This is a genomic window from Cognatundibacterium crateris (assembly GCF_010078235.1).
Classification (GTDB): Bacteria; Pseudomonadota; Gammaproteobacteria; order Burkholderiales; family Burkholderiaceae_D; genus Undibacterium; species Undibacterium crateris.
In genome coordinates this window covers 177,539-195,386 of record NZ_JAABOS010000004.1, presented here as the reverse complement: position 1 = coordinate 195,386, position 17,848 = coordinate 177,539, and the positions used below count along the sequence as shown (strand labels likewise).

General features: G+C 50.3%; 17 protein-coding genes and 1 tRNA gene. All 18 read right to left on the bottom strand.

What is annotated here, in order from left to right; all coding sequences use genetic code 11:
- Window positions 1-7: 7 nt before the first annotated feature.
- Complete coding sequence (nuoF, locus tag EYB48_RS09355) at window positions 8-1,303, bottom strand: NADH-quinone oxidoreductase subunit NuoF (protein ID WP_162020078.1); 1,296 nt, start codon at window positions 1,301-1,303, stop codon at window positions 8-10.
- Window positions 1,303-1,791, bottom strand: coding sequence for an NADH-quinone oxidoreductase subunit NuoE (nuoE, locus tag EYB48_RS09350; RefSeq protein WP_162020077.1), 489 nt, complete (start codon window positions 1,789-1,791; stop codon window positions 1,303-1,305). The genes nuoF and nuoE overlap by 1 nt, the downstream gene beginning before the upstream one ends.
- 34 nt (window positions 1,792-1,825) lie before the next feature.
- The gene (locus EYB48_RS09345; RefSeq protein WP_162020076.1) at window positions 1,826-3,079 is read right to left on the bottom strand and encodes an NADH-quinone oxidoreductase subunit D; all 1,254 of its coding nucleotides are present in this window, start codon (window positions 3,077-3,079) and stop codon (window positions 1,826-1,828) included.
- Window positions 3,079-3,675, bottom strand: a complete 597-nt coding sequence (locus tag EYB48_RS09340; protein WP_162020075.1) for an NADH-quinone oxidoreductase subunit C — start codon at window positions 3,673-3,675, stop codon at window positions 3,079-3,081. The genes EYB48_RS09345 and EYB48_RS09340 overlap by 1 nt, the downstream gene beginning before the upstream one ends.
- Before the next feature lie 29 nt (window positions 3,676-3,704).
- On the bottom strand, window positions 3,705-4,181 hold the full coding sequence (locus tag EYB48_RS09335) for a NuoB/complex I 20 kDa subunit family protein (protein WP_162020074.1): 477 nt from the start codon (window positions 4,179-4,181) through the stop codon (window positions 3,705-3,707).
- A gap of 6 nt (window positions 4,182-4,187) precedes the next feature.
- Window positions 4,188-4,547 (bottom strand): NADH-quinone oxidoreductase subunit A, encoded by a 360-nt coding sequence (locus EYB48_RS09330; protein WP_162020073.1) that lies wholly within the window; start codon window positions 4,545-4,547, stop codon window positions 4,188-4,190.
- A gap of 112 nt (window positions 4,548-4,659) precedes the next feature.
- Window positions 4,660-4,744: transfer RNA gene (locus EYB48_RS09325), tRNA-Leu, on the bottom strand.
- 190 nt (window positions 4,745-4,934) lie between these two features.
- The gene (gene secG / locus EYB48_RS09320) at window positions 4,935-5,294 is read right to left on the bottom strand and encodes a preprotein translocase subunit SecG (RefSeq protein WP_162020072.1); all 360 of its coding nucleotides are present in this window, start codon (window positions 5,292-5,294) and stop codon (window positions 4,935-4,937) included.
- Window positions 5,295-5,333: 39 nt separating this feature from the next.
- Window positions 5,334-6,086, bottom strand: coding sequence for a triose-phosphate isomerase (gene tpiA, locus EYB48_RS09315; protein ID WP_162020071.1), 753 nt, complete (start codon window positions 6,084-6,086; stop codon window positions 5,334-5,336).
- 144 nt (window positions 6,087-6,230) lie between these two features.
- Complete coding sequence (locus EYB48_RS09310) at window positions 6,231-7,211, bottom strand: NAD(P)H-quinone oxidoreductase (RefSeq protein WP_162020317.1); 981 nt, start codon at window positions 7,209-7,211, stop codon at window positions 6,231-6,233.
- 187 nt (window positions 7,212-7,398) lie between these two features.
- Complete coding sequence (gene pnp / locus EYB48_RS09305) at window positions 7,399-9,537, bottom strand: polyribonucleotide nucleotidyltransferase (protein WP_162020070.1); 2,139 nt, start codon at window positions 9,535-9,537, stop codon at window positions 7,399-7,401.
- Between the two features lie 246 nt (window positions 9,538-9,783).
- Window positions 9,784-10,053 carry a 30S ribosomal protein S15 gene (rpsO, locus tag EYB48_RS09300; protein ID WP_162020069.1) on the bottom strand — a complete coding sequence of 90 codons (270 nt, stop codon included), beginning with the start codon at window positions 10,051-10,053 and terminating at the stop codon, window positions 9,784-9,786.
- Window positions 10,054-10,180: 127 nt separating this feature from the next.
- Window positions 10,181-11,719, bottom strand: coding sequence for a 2-isopropylmalate synthase (locus tag EYB48_RS09295; protein ID WP_162020068.1), 1,539 nt, complete (start codon window positions 11,717-11,719; stop codon window positions 10,181-10,183).
- 351 nt (window positions 11,720-12,070) lie between these two features.
- On the bottom strand, window positions 12,071-12,928 hold the full coding sequence (gene pssA / locus EYB48_RS09290) for a CDP-diacylglycerol--serine O-phosphatidyltransferase (RefSeq protein ID WP_162020067.1): 858 nt from the start codon (window positions 12,926-12,928) through the stop codon (window positions 12,071-12,073).
- Between the two features lie 169 nt (window positions 12,929-13,097).
- Window positions 13,098-13,832, bottom strand: a complete 735-nt coding sequence (locus EYB48_RS09285) for an SIMPL domain-containing protein (RefSeq protein ID WP_162020066.1) — start codon at window positions 13,830-13,832, stop codon at window positions 13,098-13,100.
- 191 nt (window positions 13,833-14,023) lie between these two features.
- Entirely contained in the window at window positions 14,024-15,040 is a 1,017-nt protein-coding gene (gene ilvC, locus EYB48_RS09280; RefSeq protein WP_162020065.1) for a ketol-acid reductoisomerase, read from the bottom strand.
- Between the two features lie 123 nt (window positions 15,041-15,163).
- Complete coding sequence (gene ilvN, locus EYB48_RS09275; RefSeq protein ID WP_162020064.1) at window positions 15,164-15,655, bottom strand: acetolactate synthase small subunit; 492 nt, start codon at window positions 15,653-15,655, stop codon at window positions 15,164-15,166.
- The gene (locus EYB48_RS09270) at window positions 15,655-17,370 is read right to left on the bottom strand and encodes an acetolactate synthase 3 catalytic subunit (RefSeq protein ID WP_162020063.1); all 1,716 of its coding nucleotides are present in this window, start codon (window positions 17,368-17,370) and stop codon (window positions 15,655-15,657) included. Before EYB48_RS09270 ends, ilvN begins: the two co-directional genes overlap by 1 nt.
- Window positions 17,371-17,848: the final 478 nt, after the last annotated feature.

Sequence of the window (17,848 nt, the reverse complement as noted above, 5' to 3'; positions counted from 1 at the left end):
AGCTGGCTTACAGGTAAGTGGGAACCAAGCAATGCTTATGCTCGATGTGATATTCAAATTCTTCGCGGAAGTTCTTCACGAATGCACGTACCGGCATTGCTGCAGCGTCGCCCAGTGCGCAAATCGTTTTACCTTGAATATTGTCGGCGATGGAATTGAGCATATCCAGATCTTCCGGACGGCCCTGACCATGTTCGATGCGATGTACCATGCGATACAACCAGCCTGTGCCTTCACGGCAAGGCGTACATTGACCGCAAGACTCTTCAAAGTAGAAGTAAGACAGACGCAGCAGGGATTTGACCATGCAACGTGTTTCATCCATCACGATAACCGCGCCGGAACCCAGCATGGAACCCGCTTTAGCGATGGAGTCATAATCCATGTCAGTCGCCATCATCACGTCACCAGTCAATACTGGCATCGAGGAACCACCAGGGATGACCGCTTTGATCTTCTTACCATCGCGCATGCCACCAGCTAATTCCAGCAGCGTCGCAAACGGGGTACCGAGCGGCACTTCATAGTTACCTGGTTTCGCCACGTCACCCGACATAGAGAAAATCTTGGTACCGCCATTGTTAGGCTTACCTAATGCTGCATAGGCCTCACCACCCATGGCCAGTACGAAAGGCACGGCAGCAAAGGTTTCGGTGTTGTTGATCGTGGTCGGCTTGCCATACAGACCAAAACTGGCCGGGAATGGCGGTTTAAAGCGTGGCTGACCTTTTTTACCTTCCAGCGATTCCAGCAAAGCTGTTTCTTCGCCGCAGATATAGGCGCCATAACCATGGAAAGCATGCAGCTGGAAAGAAAACTCGGAACCGGCGATGTTATTCCCTAACATCCCAGCTGCACGTGCTTCTTCAATCGCTTCTTCGAAACGATCGTAATCTGCGAAAATTTCGCCGTGAATGTAGTTGTAGCCGACAGTGATACCCATCGCATACGCACCGATTGCCATACCCTCAATCAAGGCATGCGGGTTATAGCGAATGATATCGCGGTCTTTAAATGTACCAGGCTCACCCTCATCTGTATTACAGACCAGGTACTTCTGACCAGGGAACTGGCGTGGCATGAAACTCCACTTCAGACCAGTCGGGAAACCTGCACCACCACGCCCACGCAGCGATGACGCTTTGAGCTCAGCGATAACCTGTTCAGGCGGGATTTTTTCGGAAAGGATGCGCTTCAGGGATTGATAACCACCCCGTGCGACATAGTCTTCGAGATGCCAGTTTTTTCCATCCAAACCAGCCAGAATCAAAGGCTTAATATGGCGACTATGCAGACTCGTCATTATTTACCTGCCTCTTTCAATTCATTAACCAGATGGTCGATTTTGTCGTTCGACATGAAGCTGCACATACGCTTGTTATTCACGAGCATAACCGGTGCATCGCCGCAAGCGCCCATGCACTCACCTTCAACCAGCGTAAACTGTCCGTCAGCACTGGTCTCTTTGTAATCGAGACCCAGTTTTTGCTTGAGGTGATGCGCTGCGCGCTCACCGCCGGACAAGGCGCAAGGAAGATTGGTACACACAGAAATCTTGAACTTGCCAACCGGTTTCGTGTTGTACATGTTGTAGAAGGTGGCCACTTCCTGAACGGCGACAGCTGGCATACCAATGTAGTCTGCCAGGGTCTGCATCACTTCAGGGGAAACCCATCCCGTCTCGTCTTGAGCAATAGCCAATGCCGCCATCACAGCGGATTGACGCTGGTCAGCCGGGAACTTTGCCAGTTCACGATCAATTTTTTTAAATGCCTGCTCTGATAACACCATAGCCCATGCCTCGAATCAACGTCAACCAACGTCTTTATCTATCAATCTCACCAAACACAATATCCTGAGTACCAATAATGGTCACCGCATCAGCAATCATGTGTCCCTTCGCCATTTCATCCAGACCTTGCAAGTGCGCATAGCCAGGAGCACGGATCTTCAACCGGTAAGGCTTATTCGCACCATCAGACATCAGATAAATACCGAACTCACCTTTTGGATGCTCAACTGCTGCATACGCTTCGCCAGCAGGAACATGGAAGCCTTCAGTGAACAATTTGAAGTGATGGATCAGTTCTTCCATATTCGACTTCATGTTCACACGTGCAGGCGGAGCCACTTTATAATTATTGGTGATCACCGGACCAGGATTATTCCGCAGCCATTCCACGCATTGTTTGATGATGCGGTTAGACTGACGCATTTCCTCGACGCGCACCAGATAGCGGTCGTAGCAGTCACCATTCACACCGACAGCAATATCAAAATCAAGCAGGTCGTAAACTTCGTACGGTTGCTTCTTACGCAGATCCCATTCAATACCGGAACCACGCAACATCGCACCAGTGAAACCCATAGCCAGTGCACGCTCAGGCGACACCACACCGACGCCAACCAGACGCTGTTTCCAGATACGGTTATCAGTCAGCAGAGTTTCGTATTCGTCGACGTAACCAGGGAAACGGTTAGTGAAGTCTTCAATAAAGTCCAGCAAGGAACCTTGACGGTTCTCGTTCATCTGACGCATTGCTTTTTCGTTTTTCAAAGCAGAGGTCGTGAACTGAGGCATCTGATCCGGCAGATCACGATACACACCACCCGGACGATAGTAAGCCGCATGCAAACGTGCACCGGATACCGCTTCGTAGCAATCCATCAGGTCTTCGCGTTCGCGGAATGCGTACAGGAACACCGCCATCGCACCCACGTCCAGCGCATGCGCGCCTATCCACAACAGATGGTTCAGCAAACGCGTGATTTCATCGAACATGACGCGGATGTACTGCGCACGCAAAGGCACTTCCAGGCCCAGCATTTTTTCTATCGCCATCACATAGGCATGCTCGTTACACATCATGGATACGTAATCGAGGCGATCCATGTAAGGCACGGACTGCAGGAAGGTTTTTTGTTCAGCTAACTTTTCTGTCGCGCGATGCAGCAAACCAATATGCGGATCAGCACGCTGGATCACTTCACCATCCAACTCCAGCACCAGACGCAACACACCGTGCGCAGCAGGATGCTGAGGACCAAAGTTCAGGGTGTAATTCTTAATTTCAGCCATTATTTCATCCCGTAATTTTCTTCACGAATAATACGTGGTGTATTTTCGCGGGGTTCAATGGTGACAGGCTGATAGACCACGCGCTTTTGTTCAGCGTCATAGCGCATCTCAACATATCCGGAAACAGGGAAATCTTTACGGAACGGATGACCGATAAATCCATAGTCAGTCAGAATGCGGCGCAAATCATTGTGACCATCAAACAAAATACCGTACAAATCGAAAGCTTCACGCTCATACCAGTTGGCCGCGTTCCACACATCAATCAGTGAAGCAACTACCGGCATGTCGTCGTCCGTAGCGAACACACGCACACGCAAGCGCCAGTTATGCTTCACAGACAGCAAATGGGATACGACCGCATAACGCAGCCCATCCCATGCACCGTCACCGTAGGTGGAGTAATCAACACCACACAGGTCAATCAACTCTTCAAAATGCGTATCTGCGTGATCACGCAGATCACGCATTACCTGCAGATAGTCTGCAGCCGCAACAACGATAGTCAACTCACCCAGCGCATTTTTCGACTGAACGATGCGCTCACCCAAGACAGCTTGTACAGCAGCCTCAAGTTTCTCTAATTTGGTTGTCATAATTTACGAATGCCTCAGCAACCTATCGCTCAACGCGCGATAGTATTGGTACGTTTGATCTTATTCTGCAACTGGATGATGCCGTACATCAGCGCTTCAGCAGTCGGTGGGCAGCCCGGAACATAAATATCAACAGGCACGATACGATCGCAACCACGCACAACTGAGTACGAATAGTGATAATAACCACCACCGTTAGCGCAGGACCCCATAGAGATTACCCAGCGCGGCTCAGCCATCTGATCGTAAACTTTACGCAGCGCAGGCGCCATTTTATTGCACAGCGTACCAGCAACAATCATGACGTCAGACTGACGTGGCGACGGACGAAACACCACACCAAAGCGATCCAGGTCATACCTGGAAGCACCAGCATGCATCATCTCAACCGCGCAGCAAGCCAGACCAAAAGTCATCGGCCACATAGACCCGGTACGGGTCCAGTTAATCAGCTTATCGGCAGTCGTCGTAACGAAGCCTTCATTCAACACACCATCAATCGCCATAATCCATCACTCCCAATCCAGAGCGCCTTTTTTCCAGATGTACCAGAATCCAACTGCAAATTCCAAGACAAAACCCAGCATGATCAGGAAACCTGGCCAGCCAAGATCACGCATTGCCACCCCCCAAGGGAAGAAGAACGCAGTCTCAAGATCAAACAGAATAAAAAGAATAGCAATCAGGTAGTAGCGCACATCAAACTTCATGCGCGCATCTTCGAATGCCTCGAAGCCGCACTCATAGGCGGATGTTTTTTGGGAATCTGGCTTATAAGGAGCAAGGATGCGACCTAATAATTGCGGCAATACACCAACACCGATGCCAACCAGAATAAATAGAAGAACTGGGAAATAATTTTCGAGGTTCACGTTAGGCTACCTGTAATTGAACGCCATATGAAGCGAATTGCATTTTGAAAGAGACTTCAAACCCACAACCACTTCCTCGACAAAGCCAGGAAAGAAAATCTGACTTTTTGCTTGGTGCCGACGACGAGACTCGAACTCGTACAGCTTGCGCCACTACCCCCTCAAGATAGCGTGTCTACCAATTTCACCACGTCGGCCTAAGCCCAGCATTCTACTACTTCCACACCCATTGTTCAACGCACAAAGGGCATAAAATCGAAGTTTTTTTGCTGAGCAACAAATTAAATACACAGCAGAGTCGGTTCAAACTTTGGAGTCCAGACCTTCAGGCTTTTTCAGCACCCAAAACCAAATCAAACCAAACCAACCCACTCTGCCCCGTACAACTTATTTTGGAATCTGATTCGATTGCGTATCTGCAGGCGCAGAAGCTGGTGCAGCGGATACTGCCGCACTGGCCGGAGCAGCCGACGCAGGCAAATTATCCATCACACCACCACTAACTTTAGCTTTGCCGCCCACCACTGCCAACGCCAGCGTCGCAGAAAAGAAAATTGCAGCAGCGATACCAGTTGAACGGGACAGAAAATTGGAAGAGCCAGTCGCACCAAATAAGCTACCCGAAGCACCGGAACCGAAAGAGGCACCCATGTCAGCACCTTTACCGTGCTGCAACAGCACCAGACCGATAATAGCCAACGCCGAAACCACTTGCACCACAACGATCAACGTAAAAAAAGTTTGCATTCAAAACACCCAAAAAAGATTAAATATCCAAATTCGCGATTACTTCACTGCACCGACAATAGCGAGGAAATCCGCCGATTTCAGCGCCGCACCACCAATCAAGCCACCATCAATATCCGCCATTGAAAGCAACTCAGCCGCATTATCCGGCTTCATACTGCCACCATACAAAACTTGCATAGACGCGCCCAACCCCTGGTCTTTTGCAGCAATCTGCTGACGCAGGAAAGCATGCACATCCTGCGCCATTTGTGGTGTCGCGGTTTTACCAGTGCCTATCGCCCAAACCGGCTCATACGCAAGCACGATATGACGCAACTGTTCGACCGTCAGCAGAGCAAGCACCGCATCAAGCTGTGCACCCACCACCTGATTCGTCTGACCACCCTCACGCTGCTCCAGCGTTTCACCCACACAAACCACAGGTTTCAGGCCTGCCTCAACGGCGCGCAATGCCTTCTGCGCGACCAGTTGATCTGACTCTGCATGATATGCACGGCGCTCTGAATGCCCGACTATCACGTAACGACAGCCACAATCCAGCAACATCGCAGCAGACACCTCACCCGTGTACGCACCCTGCGCATGCACAGACAGATCCTGCGCCCCCCATGCGACTGGCGAAGCAGCCAGCACATCAGCACACTGAGCCAGATAAGGAGCAGGCGCACAAACCAGTACATCTGCCGAAGACTGAGCTGGCAAACCAGCTACGATTTCAGTAAGTAAGGAGCGGTTAGCAGCAAAGCTGCCATTCATTTTCCAGTTACCAGCTATAAGAGTGCGTCGCATAGTCAGTTTCAATGTAAATAACCGTCTATTGTATCCCGCGGAACAAGTGTGGTCAAACCACAAGCCCCTCAATATTCAACAAGTTTCCACTATCATTTAAGCACTTACATTTAAGACCTTAACCGGGGAGCTAAATTGATGCCCTCAATCGAGCTGCAAGACGATTTTTCCGATATGCTGCCCGGACTCCATAAGCACATGCGCCTGAGCCGCCTCCCGCAAAGGGAGTACCGCATGAATCACAGGCTTAATCCGCCCATTTTCCAGCAAAGGCCAGACCTTTTCCTTAAGCTGAGCGGCAATGGCATGCTTAAACTCCACGGAACGCGGCCTCAAAGTAGAGCCAGTGATTGTCAACCTTCTGCGCAACACCTGCCCCAAATCGATTTGCGCCTTAGCCCCACCCAGCAATGCGATGATCGCTATCCGCCCATCATCCGCCAGACACTGCATCTCACGTGGCAGATAATCACCGGCCACCATATCCAATACCACGTCCACACCACGGTTAGCGGTCAGCTCGCGTACAACTTGTACAAAGTCCTCAGTTTTATAGTTAATGCAGCGCTCCGCACCCAACACCTCAACAGCACGGCATTTCTCATCCGAACCGGCAGTCGCGAAGACCCGGTTACCCATTGCGCGCGCCAGTTGCACCGCCGCCACACCTATGCCGGATGCTCCACCCTGTACCAGCAAACTCTCGCCAGGCAGCAGACGTGCACGGTCAAAGACATTACTCCAGACAGTAAAGTAAGTTTCGGGCAGCGATGCCGCTTCCAGCATAGACAATCCGTGCGGAACAGGCAGACACTGCACCAGCGGTGCGACGCAATATTCAGCATAGCCCCCACCCTGCACCAGAGCGCACACCGCATCACCAATGCGCAAGTCACTGCCAGTCATATCACCAGCCACAATCTCGCCAGCCACTTCCAGCCCGGGCAAATCCGAAGCACCAGGCGGCACCGGATAAAGCCCCATACGCTGCAACACATCAGGCCGGTTCACCCCAGCCGCCCCGACCCGTATCAATACCTCACCAGGACCCGGCACAGGCATGTCGCGCTCGCAAAGCTGCAGCACTTCCGGACCACCAAAACCACGAATTTCTATCGCACGCATCATGCACCTCCAACTATTTCACACACCAATTCAACACACAGGCCGCCAAGTAGCGCAATAAAGACAAGTCACTCAGCCCACTCCAGCTTACCAGCACACCTTGCCAGATTTTTTTGTAAACCCCAATAAAAAAACGCCCGTAATGATACGGGCGCTTTTCACAATTTCAGCTAACGCCGATGATTGATTACTGTTGCTGCTGTTGTTGCTGCTGAACATCAGCACCTTCAGCCACAGCTGCTTTCATCGACAGCTTGAAGCGGCCGCGATCATCTGTTTCCAGCACTTTTACGCGCACTTGCTGACCTTCTTTCAGGTAGTCAGCGACTGCATTCACGCGCTCATTTGCGATCTGGCTGATGTGCAGCAAGCCATCTTTACCTGGCATGATCTGAACGATGGCACCGAAGTCCAGCAATTTCAACACTGTACCGTCATAGACCTTACCTACTTCAACTTCAGCAGTCAGCTCTTCAATACGGCGTTTAGCTTCCTGACCTGCAGCAGCATCCACAGAAGCGATAGTGACCACACCTTCATCACTGATGTCGATCTGCGTACCGGTTTCTTCAGTCAATGCGCGGATCACTGCACCACCCTTACCGATGACGTCACGGATTTTTTCAGGATTGATCTTGATAGTGATCAGGCGTGGCGCAAAGTCAGACAATTCTGTCTTACCGGTTGGCACAGCTTCTTGCATCTTACCCAGGATATGGATACGGCCTTCTTTTGCCTGCGCCAAAGCGACCTGCATGATTTCCTTGGTGATGCCCTGAATTTTGATATCCATCTGCAAGGCAGTGATACCGGCGGCAGTACCTGCCACTTTAAAGTCCATATCACCCAGATGATCTTCATCACCCAGAATGTCTGTCAAAACCGCAAATTTATTGCCATCTTTGATCAGACCCATCGCGATACCGGCGACGTGGGCTTTCATCGGCACACCCGCATCCATCAGTGCCAGACAGCCACCGCATACTGACGCCATAGAGGAAGAACCATTGGACTCTGTAATTTCAGACACCAGACGTACGGAGTAGCTGAAATCTTCCGGATCAGGCAATGCAGCCTGCAATGCGCGCTTAGCCAGACGGCCATGGCCGATTTCACGGCGCTTAGGCGTACCAACACGGCCAGTTTCGCCAGTAGCAAACGGAGGCATGTTGTAATGCAACATGAAGCGGTCAGAATATTCACCCATCAAGGCGTCAATTTTCTGTTCGTCGCGTGCTGTACCCAGAGTCGCAATTACCAGCGCCTGCGTTTCGCCACGTGTGAACAGAGCGGTACCATGGGTACGTGGCAATACGCCAGTACTGATACTGATAGGACGCACAGTGCGTGTATCACGGCCATCAATACGTGGCTCACCTTCCAGGATCTGGGAACGTACAATTTTTGCTTCCAGATCAAACAGGATGTTGCCAACTTCTGCGGAATCCGGCGCATCCACACCAGCAACTGCAGCCTGCTCTGCCAACGCAGCAGCAACAGTAGCACTGGCCGATTTCAGCTGCTCAGTACGTGCTTGCTTTTCTTTAGTCTGATAGGCAGCGCGCAACAGCGGTTCAGCAACTGCAGTCACCGCAGCGATCAGCGCTTCATTTTTAGCTGCCGGCGCCCATTGCACTTCTGGCTTACCCGCATCACGTACCAGCTCGTGAATCGCATCGATCACGACTTTCATTTGCTCGTGACCATACACGACCGCGCCCAACATGACTTCTTCCGACAATTGCTGCGCTTCGGATTCCACCATCAGCACAGCTGCTTCGGTACCGGCAACAACCAGATCCATCTCGGAAGTTTTCAACTGAGTCGCAGTTGGATTCAAAACGTATTGACCATTTGTATAGCCTACACGCGCTGCGCCCAGAGGACCATTGAAAGGAATACCAGACAGGCTGATCGCAGCAGAAGCACCGATCATCGCAGCGATATCAGGGTCGATTTCAGGATTGACCGACAATACATGCACGATTACCTGAACTTCATTCAGGTAACCTTCCGGGAACAGTGGACGAATCGGACGATCGATCAAACGGGATGTCAGTGTTTCTTTTTCAGAAGGGCGGCCTTCACGTTTGAAGAAACCACCTGGAATACGGCCAGCTGCGTAGCTTTTTTCCATGTAATCAACGGTCAATGGGAAGAAATCCTGACCTGGCTTTGCATCTTTTTTAGCAACGACGGTTGCCAGCACAACGGTATCTTCGATAGAAACCATCACAGCGCCGGATGCCTGGCGCGCGATTTCACCGGTTTCCAGGGTGACTTGATGTTGGCCGTATTGGAAGGTTTTAGTAACTTTATTAAACACAATGTGTCCTTTCTATTTTGCCGACAGATTTTCAGGCGCTGTCGTTCACCTCACCACAAGCAGCCTTGAGGGCCACCTTTTTTGCATCAGCACACACAAATCCCGCGTGCAGCAGAGCAAATCTGCGTAGCTTTCATCCGCGCAGACTTACACACAGCGCAGAATCAAAACCACAAAAGCAAAAAGCCTGCGACATCATCTGACGCAGGCTTTTTGCTACAAATTTTTTGCCAGAAACAGCAACAATTACTTACGCAGACCGAGTTTTTCGATCAGAGCGCGGTAACGGTTCAGGTCTTTACCTTTCAGGTAAGACAGCAGGCTTTTACGACGGTTAACCATCATGATCAGACCGCGACGGGAATGGTGATCTTTACCGTGTTCTTTGAAGTGGGAGTTCAGATCGTTGATACGAGCTGTCAACAAAGCAACTTGAACTTCTGGAGAGCCAGTGTCGTTCTGACCACGTGCGTTATCCGCAACGATGGCGGCTTTCTGGGATTTAACGATAGACATAATTTTCCTTTACATGCGATAGCAAAAGTGAGCCAAAGACAACCTCTGCTATCGTGAATAAACACCCGCCGGAATGACGGGACCCGCAACTATAACATAAATGCGAATAATTGAACAAGCACGAGCATCAGACCTGAGGATTCAGCTTCTCTGTTTTCGATTGCAGTTTATTCAGTGCTGACAAATAAGCTTTTGCCGAGGCCACCACGATATCCGGATCAGCACCAACACCATTAACGATACGTCCCGACTTGGACAGGCGCATCGTCACTTCGCCCTGCGACTGGGTACCGGTCGTGATCGCATTCACCGAGAACAGCAGCAATTCAGCTCCGCTTGCGACTTTAGACTCAATCGCATTGACTATCGCATCAACCGGGCCATTACCGTTCGCCTCGCAACTGATTTCACTGCCTTCACGCGAAAAGACTACCTTGGCAAGCGGCAGTTCACCGGTTTCTGAACGCTGAGCCAGTGAGACAAAATGGAAGGCCTCATTATCGTTTGCATGTTCTTCATCCGAAACCAGCGCCAGAATATCTTCATCGAAAATCTCTGATTTACGATCCGCCAATTCCTTGAAGCGCGCAAACGCCGCATTGACTTCAGTCTCAGACTCCAGCTCTATACCCAATTCTTCCAGGCGCTGTTTGAACGCATTGCGACCGGACAGCTTACCCAAGACGATTTTATTGGCACTCCAGCCCACATCTTCGGCACGCATAATTTCATAGGTATCGCGGGCTTTCAAAATACCATCCTGGTGGATACCCGATGCATGCGCAAATGCATTAGCACCCACCACGGCCTTATTCGGCTGCACTGCAAATCCGGTAATCTGTGACACCAGTTTAGAAGCCGATACGATCTGACTCGCATCGATACCCAAATCGAGATTGAAATAATCTTTACGGGTACGCACTGCCATCACAATTTCTTCGAGAGCGGTATTACCAGCACGCTCACCCAGACCATTGATCGTACACTCCACCTGGCGCGCGCCGCCTATCATCACGCCTGCCAGGGAATTGGCCACCGCCATACCCAGATCGTTATGACAGTGCACGGACCAGATCGCTTTATCGGAATTTGGTATGCGTTCACGCAAAGACTTCAGCATATTGCCGTATAACTCAGGCACGCCGTAACCAACTGTGTCAGCAAAGTTAATCGTGGTCGCGCCTTCTTTAATCACCGCTTCAATCACGCGACACAGAAAATCCATTTCGGAACGGCTGCCATCTTCAGGACTGAACTCCACATCATCGGTAAATTGACGTGCATAGCGCACCGCCTGTATCGCCTGCTCCAGCACCTGATCGGGAGACATGCGCAGCTTCTTTTCCATGTGCAGCGGAGAGGTTGCGATGAAAGTATGGATACGCTTGCGCTGGGCGGCTTGCAAGGCCTCGGCTGCGCGTGCAATATCGCGGTCGTTCGCGCGCGACAGCGAGCAGATGGTGGAATCCTTAATCGTTGCGGAAATCGCCTTGATCGCCTCAAAATCGCCTGGAGATGCTGCAGCAAATCCAGCTTCGATCACATCCACCTTCAGGCGCTCCAGTTGTTTCGCGATGCGGATTTTTTCATCCTTAGTCATCGAAGCACCAGGTGATTGCTCACCATCGCGCAAGGTTGTATCGAATATGATCAGTTTGTCAGCCATGTTACTCTCCAGTAGCGAATAATTTGAATAAGAAAAATGCAGATTTTGCCTATTGTCCGGCCTGCCCTTGCAGGATATGCACGAGCAGGGCAATACACGAATTGTGGGTAGGGGGGATTTAGCGCGTTACCGCACTAGTAGAAATGCCAATAGCGATAGCAGACGGGTTGCGCCTGCTAAAGTGAAAACTGCGAAGGATGAAGAAGAAAAGTTCATGCCTCAGACTATAAGCGCGAATGCGGAAAAGTGCAAGAATTTATAGCAGCAAAAAACCAAATTAAATCCAGACAAAAAAGAAAAAAGCCACAGTGAATTTTGCTCACTGTGACCCCGATCAGAAAACCCGGAATTTTATTTTTCGTCCGTGTGTTCTGCTTTGGTTTGAATCAGACTGACTGGACGACCGCGGCGCCAGCGCCACAACAATACGATGTAGCCGGACAAGCCATACAGCACAAATAGTCCGAACAACACTTTAGGCGGATCACTGACGACAATCACGTACACCAGCAATATCAGCAGCGGCGCCATAAAGGGTACCGTTTTGCGCAGATTCACTTCTTTAAAACTGTAAAACGGCACATTCGTCACCATCGTCAATCCGGCAAACAAAGCAATCGCCCACGCGTACCAACGCAAATCAGCGCCCGCAAATTGCAGATCATTCATCAGCAATACAAAACCTGCTACTAATGCCGCCGCAGCCGGACTAGGCAAACCCTGGAAATAACGCTTATCAACCACTGCGATATTGGTATTGAAACGTGCCAGTCTGAGCGCAGCGCCAGCACAGTAGACAAAGGCTGCCAGCCAGCCGAGCTTACCCATGCCACGCAAGGCCCATTCATACACCACCAATGCGGGCGCCGCCCCGAAAGACAGCATGTCTGACAAGCTGTCATATTGCGCACCGAACTCACTCTGGGTATTAGTCAGCCGCGCCACGCGGCCATCCAGACCATCCAATACCATGGCGATAAAAATCGCGACGGCAGCCTGATGGAATTGCTGATCCATCGCCATCACGATGGCATAAAATCCGCAAAACAAAGCTGCGGTGGTAAATGCATTGGGCAGCAGATAAATACCACGCGAACGCTCACGCACGGCTGGCGGTGGAAGTCCATCGTTTCTCTGTTGTGATTTGCGCGCACCTTTAGGAAAAAGTTTAAAACTGCCTTTTGGTTTGCGTCGCGGTGAAGATGACATGCGTTTTGCCCGAAAAAATATGCCCGAACCAGAGCTGGCTGCCTGAGCAGCCCACTCTAACCGGGCGATAGATAAAAGTTCGGGCAAGTATAACCCTGATTCCTACACAGGAAAACCCATAGTGATGTTGCCACATGCAGATAGCAGGGCATGTGGCAGCAAGCAGCACTTACTTCAGGCGCACCTTACCATTGACGCGTATCGACAGCGAGCTTGAACCCGGCTCAAAACTAGGCTCCGCCACCGCATCTGCCACGCGTGCGCCCTTCAGCATCATAGGCGCTGCTGCCATTTGTACCTGGGGCATTTCCAATGCTGCACCATCGAAATCCACAGCTTCAATTTGCACATCCTGCAATTTGCGGCCCATTGCATTGACCACCATGGCTAATTTGTCGGAAAAATTTTTGTATCCAGCCTGAATACGTTCTTCTTCCAGTTTAGCTGCCGCCTGTGGCGATAAACCAAAATGGATGCCATTCAGGCTCATGACTTTTTGTGCCGATGCCACGGTCGATGGCAACTGCTTCAGATTGATTGTTTTGACTTCCAGATATTGACCTACGCGCCAGCCAGTGATCTGGCGTTTTTTAGGCTGAGCACCGGCGACTTGCAGCTCGTCAGAATAGACTGGGTAGGTATAATAATTACGCGTCATCAGCTCTGCCTGAGGATCTTCTTTTTTGATCAGATCGGTACCGGATTTCATTTTCTGATTCAGGCGCGAAGCAGCCTGTGCTTTATCTTTATCCTGTTCTTCCAGATAAAAACTCAGATTCGCCTGATCGTTGTCGACTTTAATTTCAGCACTGCCACCTACTGTTAATACTGTACCGGCCAGACTTTGTGCATAGACAGGAATTGCAAAGCTCATTGCAGCAGCAAGCAAGATCATTTTTTTCATCGCATTCTCCGAAAATGTAGTTAATACTGAGGTCAGACATGATTCAGAAATCAAAGTTGCATCATCTGTTCATGATTCACGCTTTTTAACAAGTTTGCAGTTGCCTCAGCTTAGCGCAGAATTTCAACGCAAATAAAAAAGTCGCCTGCAAGGGCGACTTTTTTTATGCTTCAGTGCGAACCGGGCAGCGATCAGTTTTTAGACTGATCAACCAATTTGTTTTTCGCAATCCAAGGCATCATCGCGCGTAACTTGGCACCGACTTCTTCGATCTGATGTTCGGCAGTCAGGCGACGGCGCGAGATCAGGGTCGGTGCACCTGCTTTGTTTTCGAGGATGAAGCTCTTCGCGTATTCACCAGTCTGAATATCTTTCAGACATTGGCGCATTGCGTCTTTGGTTGCAGCAGTCACAACGCGTGGGCCAGTCACATATTCACCATATTCGGCATTATTCGAAATCGAATAATTCATGTTGGCGATACCACCTTCGTAGATCAAATCTACAATCAGCTTCAACTCATGCAAGCATTCGAAGTAAGCCATTTCAGGCGCATAGCCAGCTTCAACCAGAGTTTCGAAACCTGCTTTGATCAGCTCAACCGCACCACCACACAATACTGCCTGTTCGCCGAACAAATCGGTCTCAGTTTCTTCGCGGAAGTTGGTTTCGATGATACCGGCACGACCACCACCATTCGCCATTGCATAGGACAAGGCGATATCACGTGCAGCACCGGACTTGTCCTGATACACAGCGATCAGGTGTGGCACACCGCCACCCTGGGCATAAGTGCCGCGTACGGTATGGCCTGGCGCTTTAGGAGCAACCATAATCACGTCCAGATCTGCGCGTGGTACAACCTGGCCGTAATGCACGTTAAAGCCATGTGCGAATGCCAGCACAGCCCCTTGCTTGGCATGCGGTGCGACGTTCTCAGCATAGACCTGAGCGATGTTTTCATCTGGCAGCAAAATCATGATGACATCCGCTGCTTTTACGGCGTCATTGACTTCCGCTACTTTCAGGCCAGCACCTTCGGCTTTCGCCCAGGATGCGCCGCCCTTACGCAAAGCAACGGTCACATTGCAACCCGAATCATTCAGATTCTGTGCATGTGCGTGGCCCTGGGAGCCGTAACCGATGATGGCTACGTTTTTACCTTTGATCAAAGAGAGATCACAATCTTTATCGTAGAAAACTTTCATTTTTTATCCTGTTTAAATGTCTGAATTTTTAAATGCTTCAATGGGTGGTGGTCAGCAAACTGCACTGCGACGAGTACGCATTTGTGTCATCTTTATCCGTTCGCAGTGAGTCTGCCGGATGAATTACACTTTGAGTATGCGCTCGCCACGGCCTATGCCTGAGCCGCCGGTACGTACTGTTTCCAGAATCGCTGCACGGTCTATCGCATCGATAAACGCGTCCAGTTTGCCTTTGTTGCCGGTCAGTTCTATGGTGTAGGTTTTTTCTGTGACATCGATAATGCGGCCGCGGAAAATATCAGCTGTACGCTTCATCTCTTCACGCTCTTTACCGACTGCGCGCACTTTGATCAGCATCAGTTCGCGTTCTATATGCGCACCCTCGGTCAGATCCACCACCTTGACCACCTCAATCAGGCGATTCAAATGTTTGGTAATCTGTTCGATGATATCGTCCGAACCCGAAGTCACGATAGTCATACGCGACAAAGTCGCATCTTCGGTCGGTGCAACGGTCAGGGTTTCGATGTTATAGCCACGTGCAGAAAACAAGCCAACCACACGCGACAAGGCACCAGCTTCGTTTTCCAGAAGAATAGAAATTATGTGTCTCATTACAGATCCTCCGAACCCAGTAACATTTCAGTCAGCCCTTTGCCGGCTTTCACCATGGGCCAGACATTTTCGGTCTGATCGGTAATGAAGTTCATGAATACCAGTCTGTCCTTCATCGCAAATGCTTCACGTACCGCGCCATCGACATCGGCAGGGTTTTCTATCTTCATACCCACATGTCCATAGGCTTCAACCAGCTTAGTAAAGTCAGGTAAAGAGTCCATGTAGGATTCTGAATAACGCGAGCCATAATCGATCTGCTGCCATTGACGTACCATGCCCAGGAAACGGTTATTGAGCAGGATAATCTTTGGTGTCAGGTGATATTGTTTGCAGGTAGCCAGTTCCTGAATACACATTTGTATCGACGCTTCACCGGTAATGCAGGCGACTGTTGCACCAGGATTCGCCATTTGCACACCCATGGCATACGGCAATCCGACACCCATGGTGCCCAGACCACCGGAATTGATCCAGCGGCGTGGCTTATTGAAACGGTAGTACTGCGCTGCCCACATCTGATGCTGGCCTACGTCAGAGGTCACAAAGGCATCGCCCTGCGTGACTTCCCAGACTTTCTCCACCACGGATTGCGGTTTGATCACTTCGCTTGAAGTCGGATATTTCAGACAATCGCGGCTACGCCATTCCTCAACCTGCTTCCACCAGGCAGACAGTGCTTTCTGGTCAGGTCGCGTCTCAACAGCACGCAATTGCGACAGCATTTCTATCAGCACGTCTTTGACATTGCCAACGATAGGAATATCAACCTTGACGCGCTTGGAAATCGAAGACGGATCAATGTCGATATGAATGATCTTGCGTGGATGCGAAGCAAAATGCTTAGGATTCCCAATCACGCGGTCATCAAAGCGAGCACCGATCGCAATCAGTACGTCACAATGCTGCATCGCCATGTTGGCTTCATAGGTGCCATGCATGCCTGGCATACCGACGAATTTGGAATCGCTGGCGCGGTAAGCACCCAGACCCATCAAGGTATTGGTGCAAGGAAAGCCCAGCATATCCACCAGTTGATTCAACTCATCGGAAGCATGTGCCAGTATCACACCGCCGCCGGTATAAATCATAGGGCGTTCAGCCTGCAACAACAGTTGCACTGCTTTACGAATCTGCCCCGCATGACCTTTATCGACCGGTTTGTAAGAGCGCATCTCTACTTCTTTCGGATAATGGAAAGAAGTTTTATGCATGCTGATGTCTTTAGGAATATCCACCAGTACCGGACCTGGTCGTCCGGTGGTTGCAATATAAAATGCTTTTTTGACTGTTTCAGCCAGATCCCTGACGTCTTTCACCAGGAAATTATGCTTGACGCAAGGACGGGTAATGCCAACGGTATCGCATTCCTGGAAGGCATCCTGACCAATCACGGCGCTGGGCACCTGACCGGAAATCACCACCATAGGAATGGAATCCATATAAGCCGTAGCCAGACCGGTAACCGCGTTGGTCACACCGGGTCCGGAAGTCACAATCGCGACACCGACTTTATTGGAAGAGCGGGAATAAGCATCTGCAGCATGAATGGCAGCCTGTTCATGACGAACCAGCACATGCTGAAACTTATCCTGATTGAAAATTGCATCGTAGATGTAGAGTACTGCGCCGCCCGGATATCCGAAAACGTGCTCAACACCCTCTTCGGCCAGACACTTAACCAGTATCTCTGCGCCTGTAAACTCTGAACTCATTATGTTGTCCTTTCAAGGTCCATAGGAAATTGATCGGATGCTCTTTCCTGGCGAAATCGCGATGCAGGTCCGGTAAGCTGAAATCCCTTTACGTGCGGGCATATTCCCCTTCGCATATCCGTTGGACATGGTTCCAGGCAATACTTGAGGCACTCGTTCAATCAGTGGTAAGGCTTTGCAAAGACAGACTTCTCACGCTTGTGGCATGGGTCAGAACAAACAGCTTCATTTAAAGCGCATCTGCTGGCGGCAACATTGTGGGTCGAGCCAAGCAGATATTTGGTGCTCCGAGATTTTGGAGCGGACTCATACGGTACTGCGTCGCAGCATTTTGGTCAAGCGGAATTATGTGAAATTCTTATATTCTTCTGCAATTTCTCTGAGACAAAAAGGTGCAAATTACAGAACTTTGACAAAGTTAAGGACATGTAGAGTCATTTTTGCTAGCATGTGCGCACTTTTACGGAACAAAAAACAC

What these genes read in the sequence shown, in the direction of transcription:
- EYB48_RS09335 (WP_162020074.1), bottom strand. Translation starts at nt 4,181, where the DNA reads ATGGCGATTGATGGTGTGTTGAATGAAGGCTTCGTTACGACGACTGCC.
- pssA (WP_162020067.1), bottom strand. Translation starts at nt 12,928, where the DNA reads ATGTCATCTTCACCGCGACGCAAACCAAAAGGCAGTTTTAAACTTTTT.
- ilvC (WP_162020065.1), bottom strand. Translation starts at nt 15,040, where the DNA reads ATGAAAGTTTTCTACGATAAAGATTGTGATCTCTCTTTGATCAAAGGT.
- nuoE (WP_162020077.1), bottom strand. Translation starts at nt 1,791, where the DNA reads ATGGTGTTATCAGAGCAGGCATTTAAAAAAATTGATCGTGAACTGGCA.
- rpsO (WP_162020069.1), bottom strand. Translation starts at nt 10,053, where the DNA reads ATGTCTATCGTTAAATCCCAGAAAGCCGCCATCGTTGCGGATAACGCA.
- ilvN (WP_162020064.1), bottom strand. Translation starts at nt 15,655, where the DNA reads ATGAGACACATAATTTCTATTCTTCTGGAAAACGAAGCTGGTGCCTTG.
- EYB48_RS09345 (WP_162020076.1), bottom strand. Translation starts at nt 3,079, where the DNA reads ATGGCTGAAATTAAGAATTACACCCTGAACTTTGGTCCTCAGCATCCT.
- secG (WP_162020072.1), bottom strand. Translation starts at nt 5,294, where the DNA reads ATGCAAACTTTTTTTACGTTGATCGTTGTGGTGCAAGTGGTTTCGGCG.
- EYB48_RS09310 (WP_162020317.1), bottom strand. Translation starts at nt 7,211, where the DNA reads ATGCGTGCGATAGAAATTCGTGGTTTTGGTGGTCCGGAAGTGCTGCAG.
- EYB48_RS09285 (WP_162020066.1), bottom strand. Translation starts at nt 13,832, where the DNA reads ATGAAAAAAATGATCTTGCTTGCTGCTGCAATGAGCTTTGCAATTCCT.
- tpiA (WP_162020071.1), bottom strand. Translation starts at nt 6,086, where the DNA reads ATGCGACGCACTCTTATAGCTGGTAACTGGAAAATGAATGGCAGCTTT.
- EYB48_RS09270 (WP_162020063.1), bottom strand. Translation starts at nt 17,370, where the DNA reads ATGAGTTCAGAGTTTACAGGCGCAGAGATACTGGTTAAGTGTCTGGCC.
- EYB48_RS09295 (WP_162020068.1), bottom strand. Translation starts at nt 11,719, where the DNA reads ATGGCTGACAAACTGATCATATTCGATACAACCTTGCGCGATGGTGAG.
- nuoF (WP_162020078.1), bottom strand. Translation starts at nt 1,303, where the DNA reads ATGACGAGTCTGCATAGTCGCCATATTAAGCCTTTGATTCTGGCTGGT.
- EYB48_RS09340 (WP_162020075.1), bottom strand. Translation starts at nt 3,675, where the DNA reads ATGACAACCAAATTAGAGAAACTTGAGGCTGCTGTACAAGCTGTCTTG.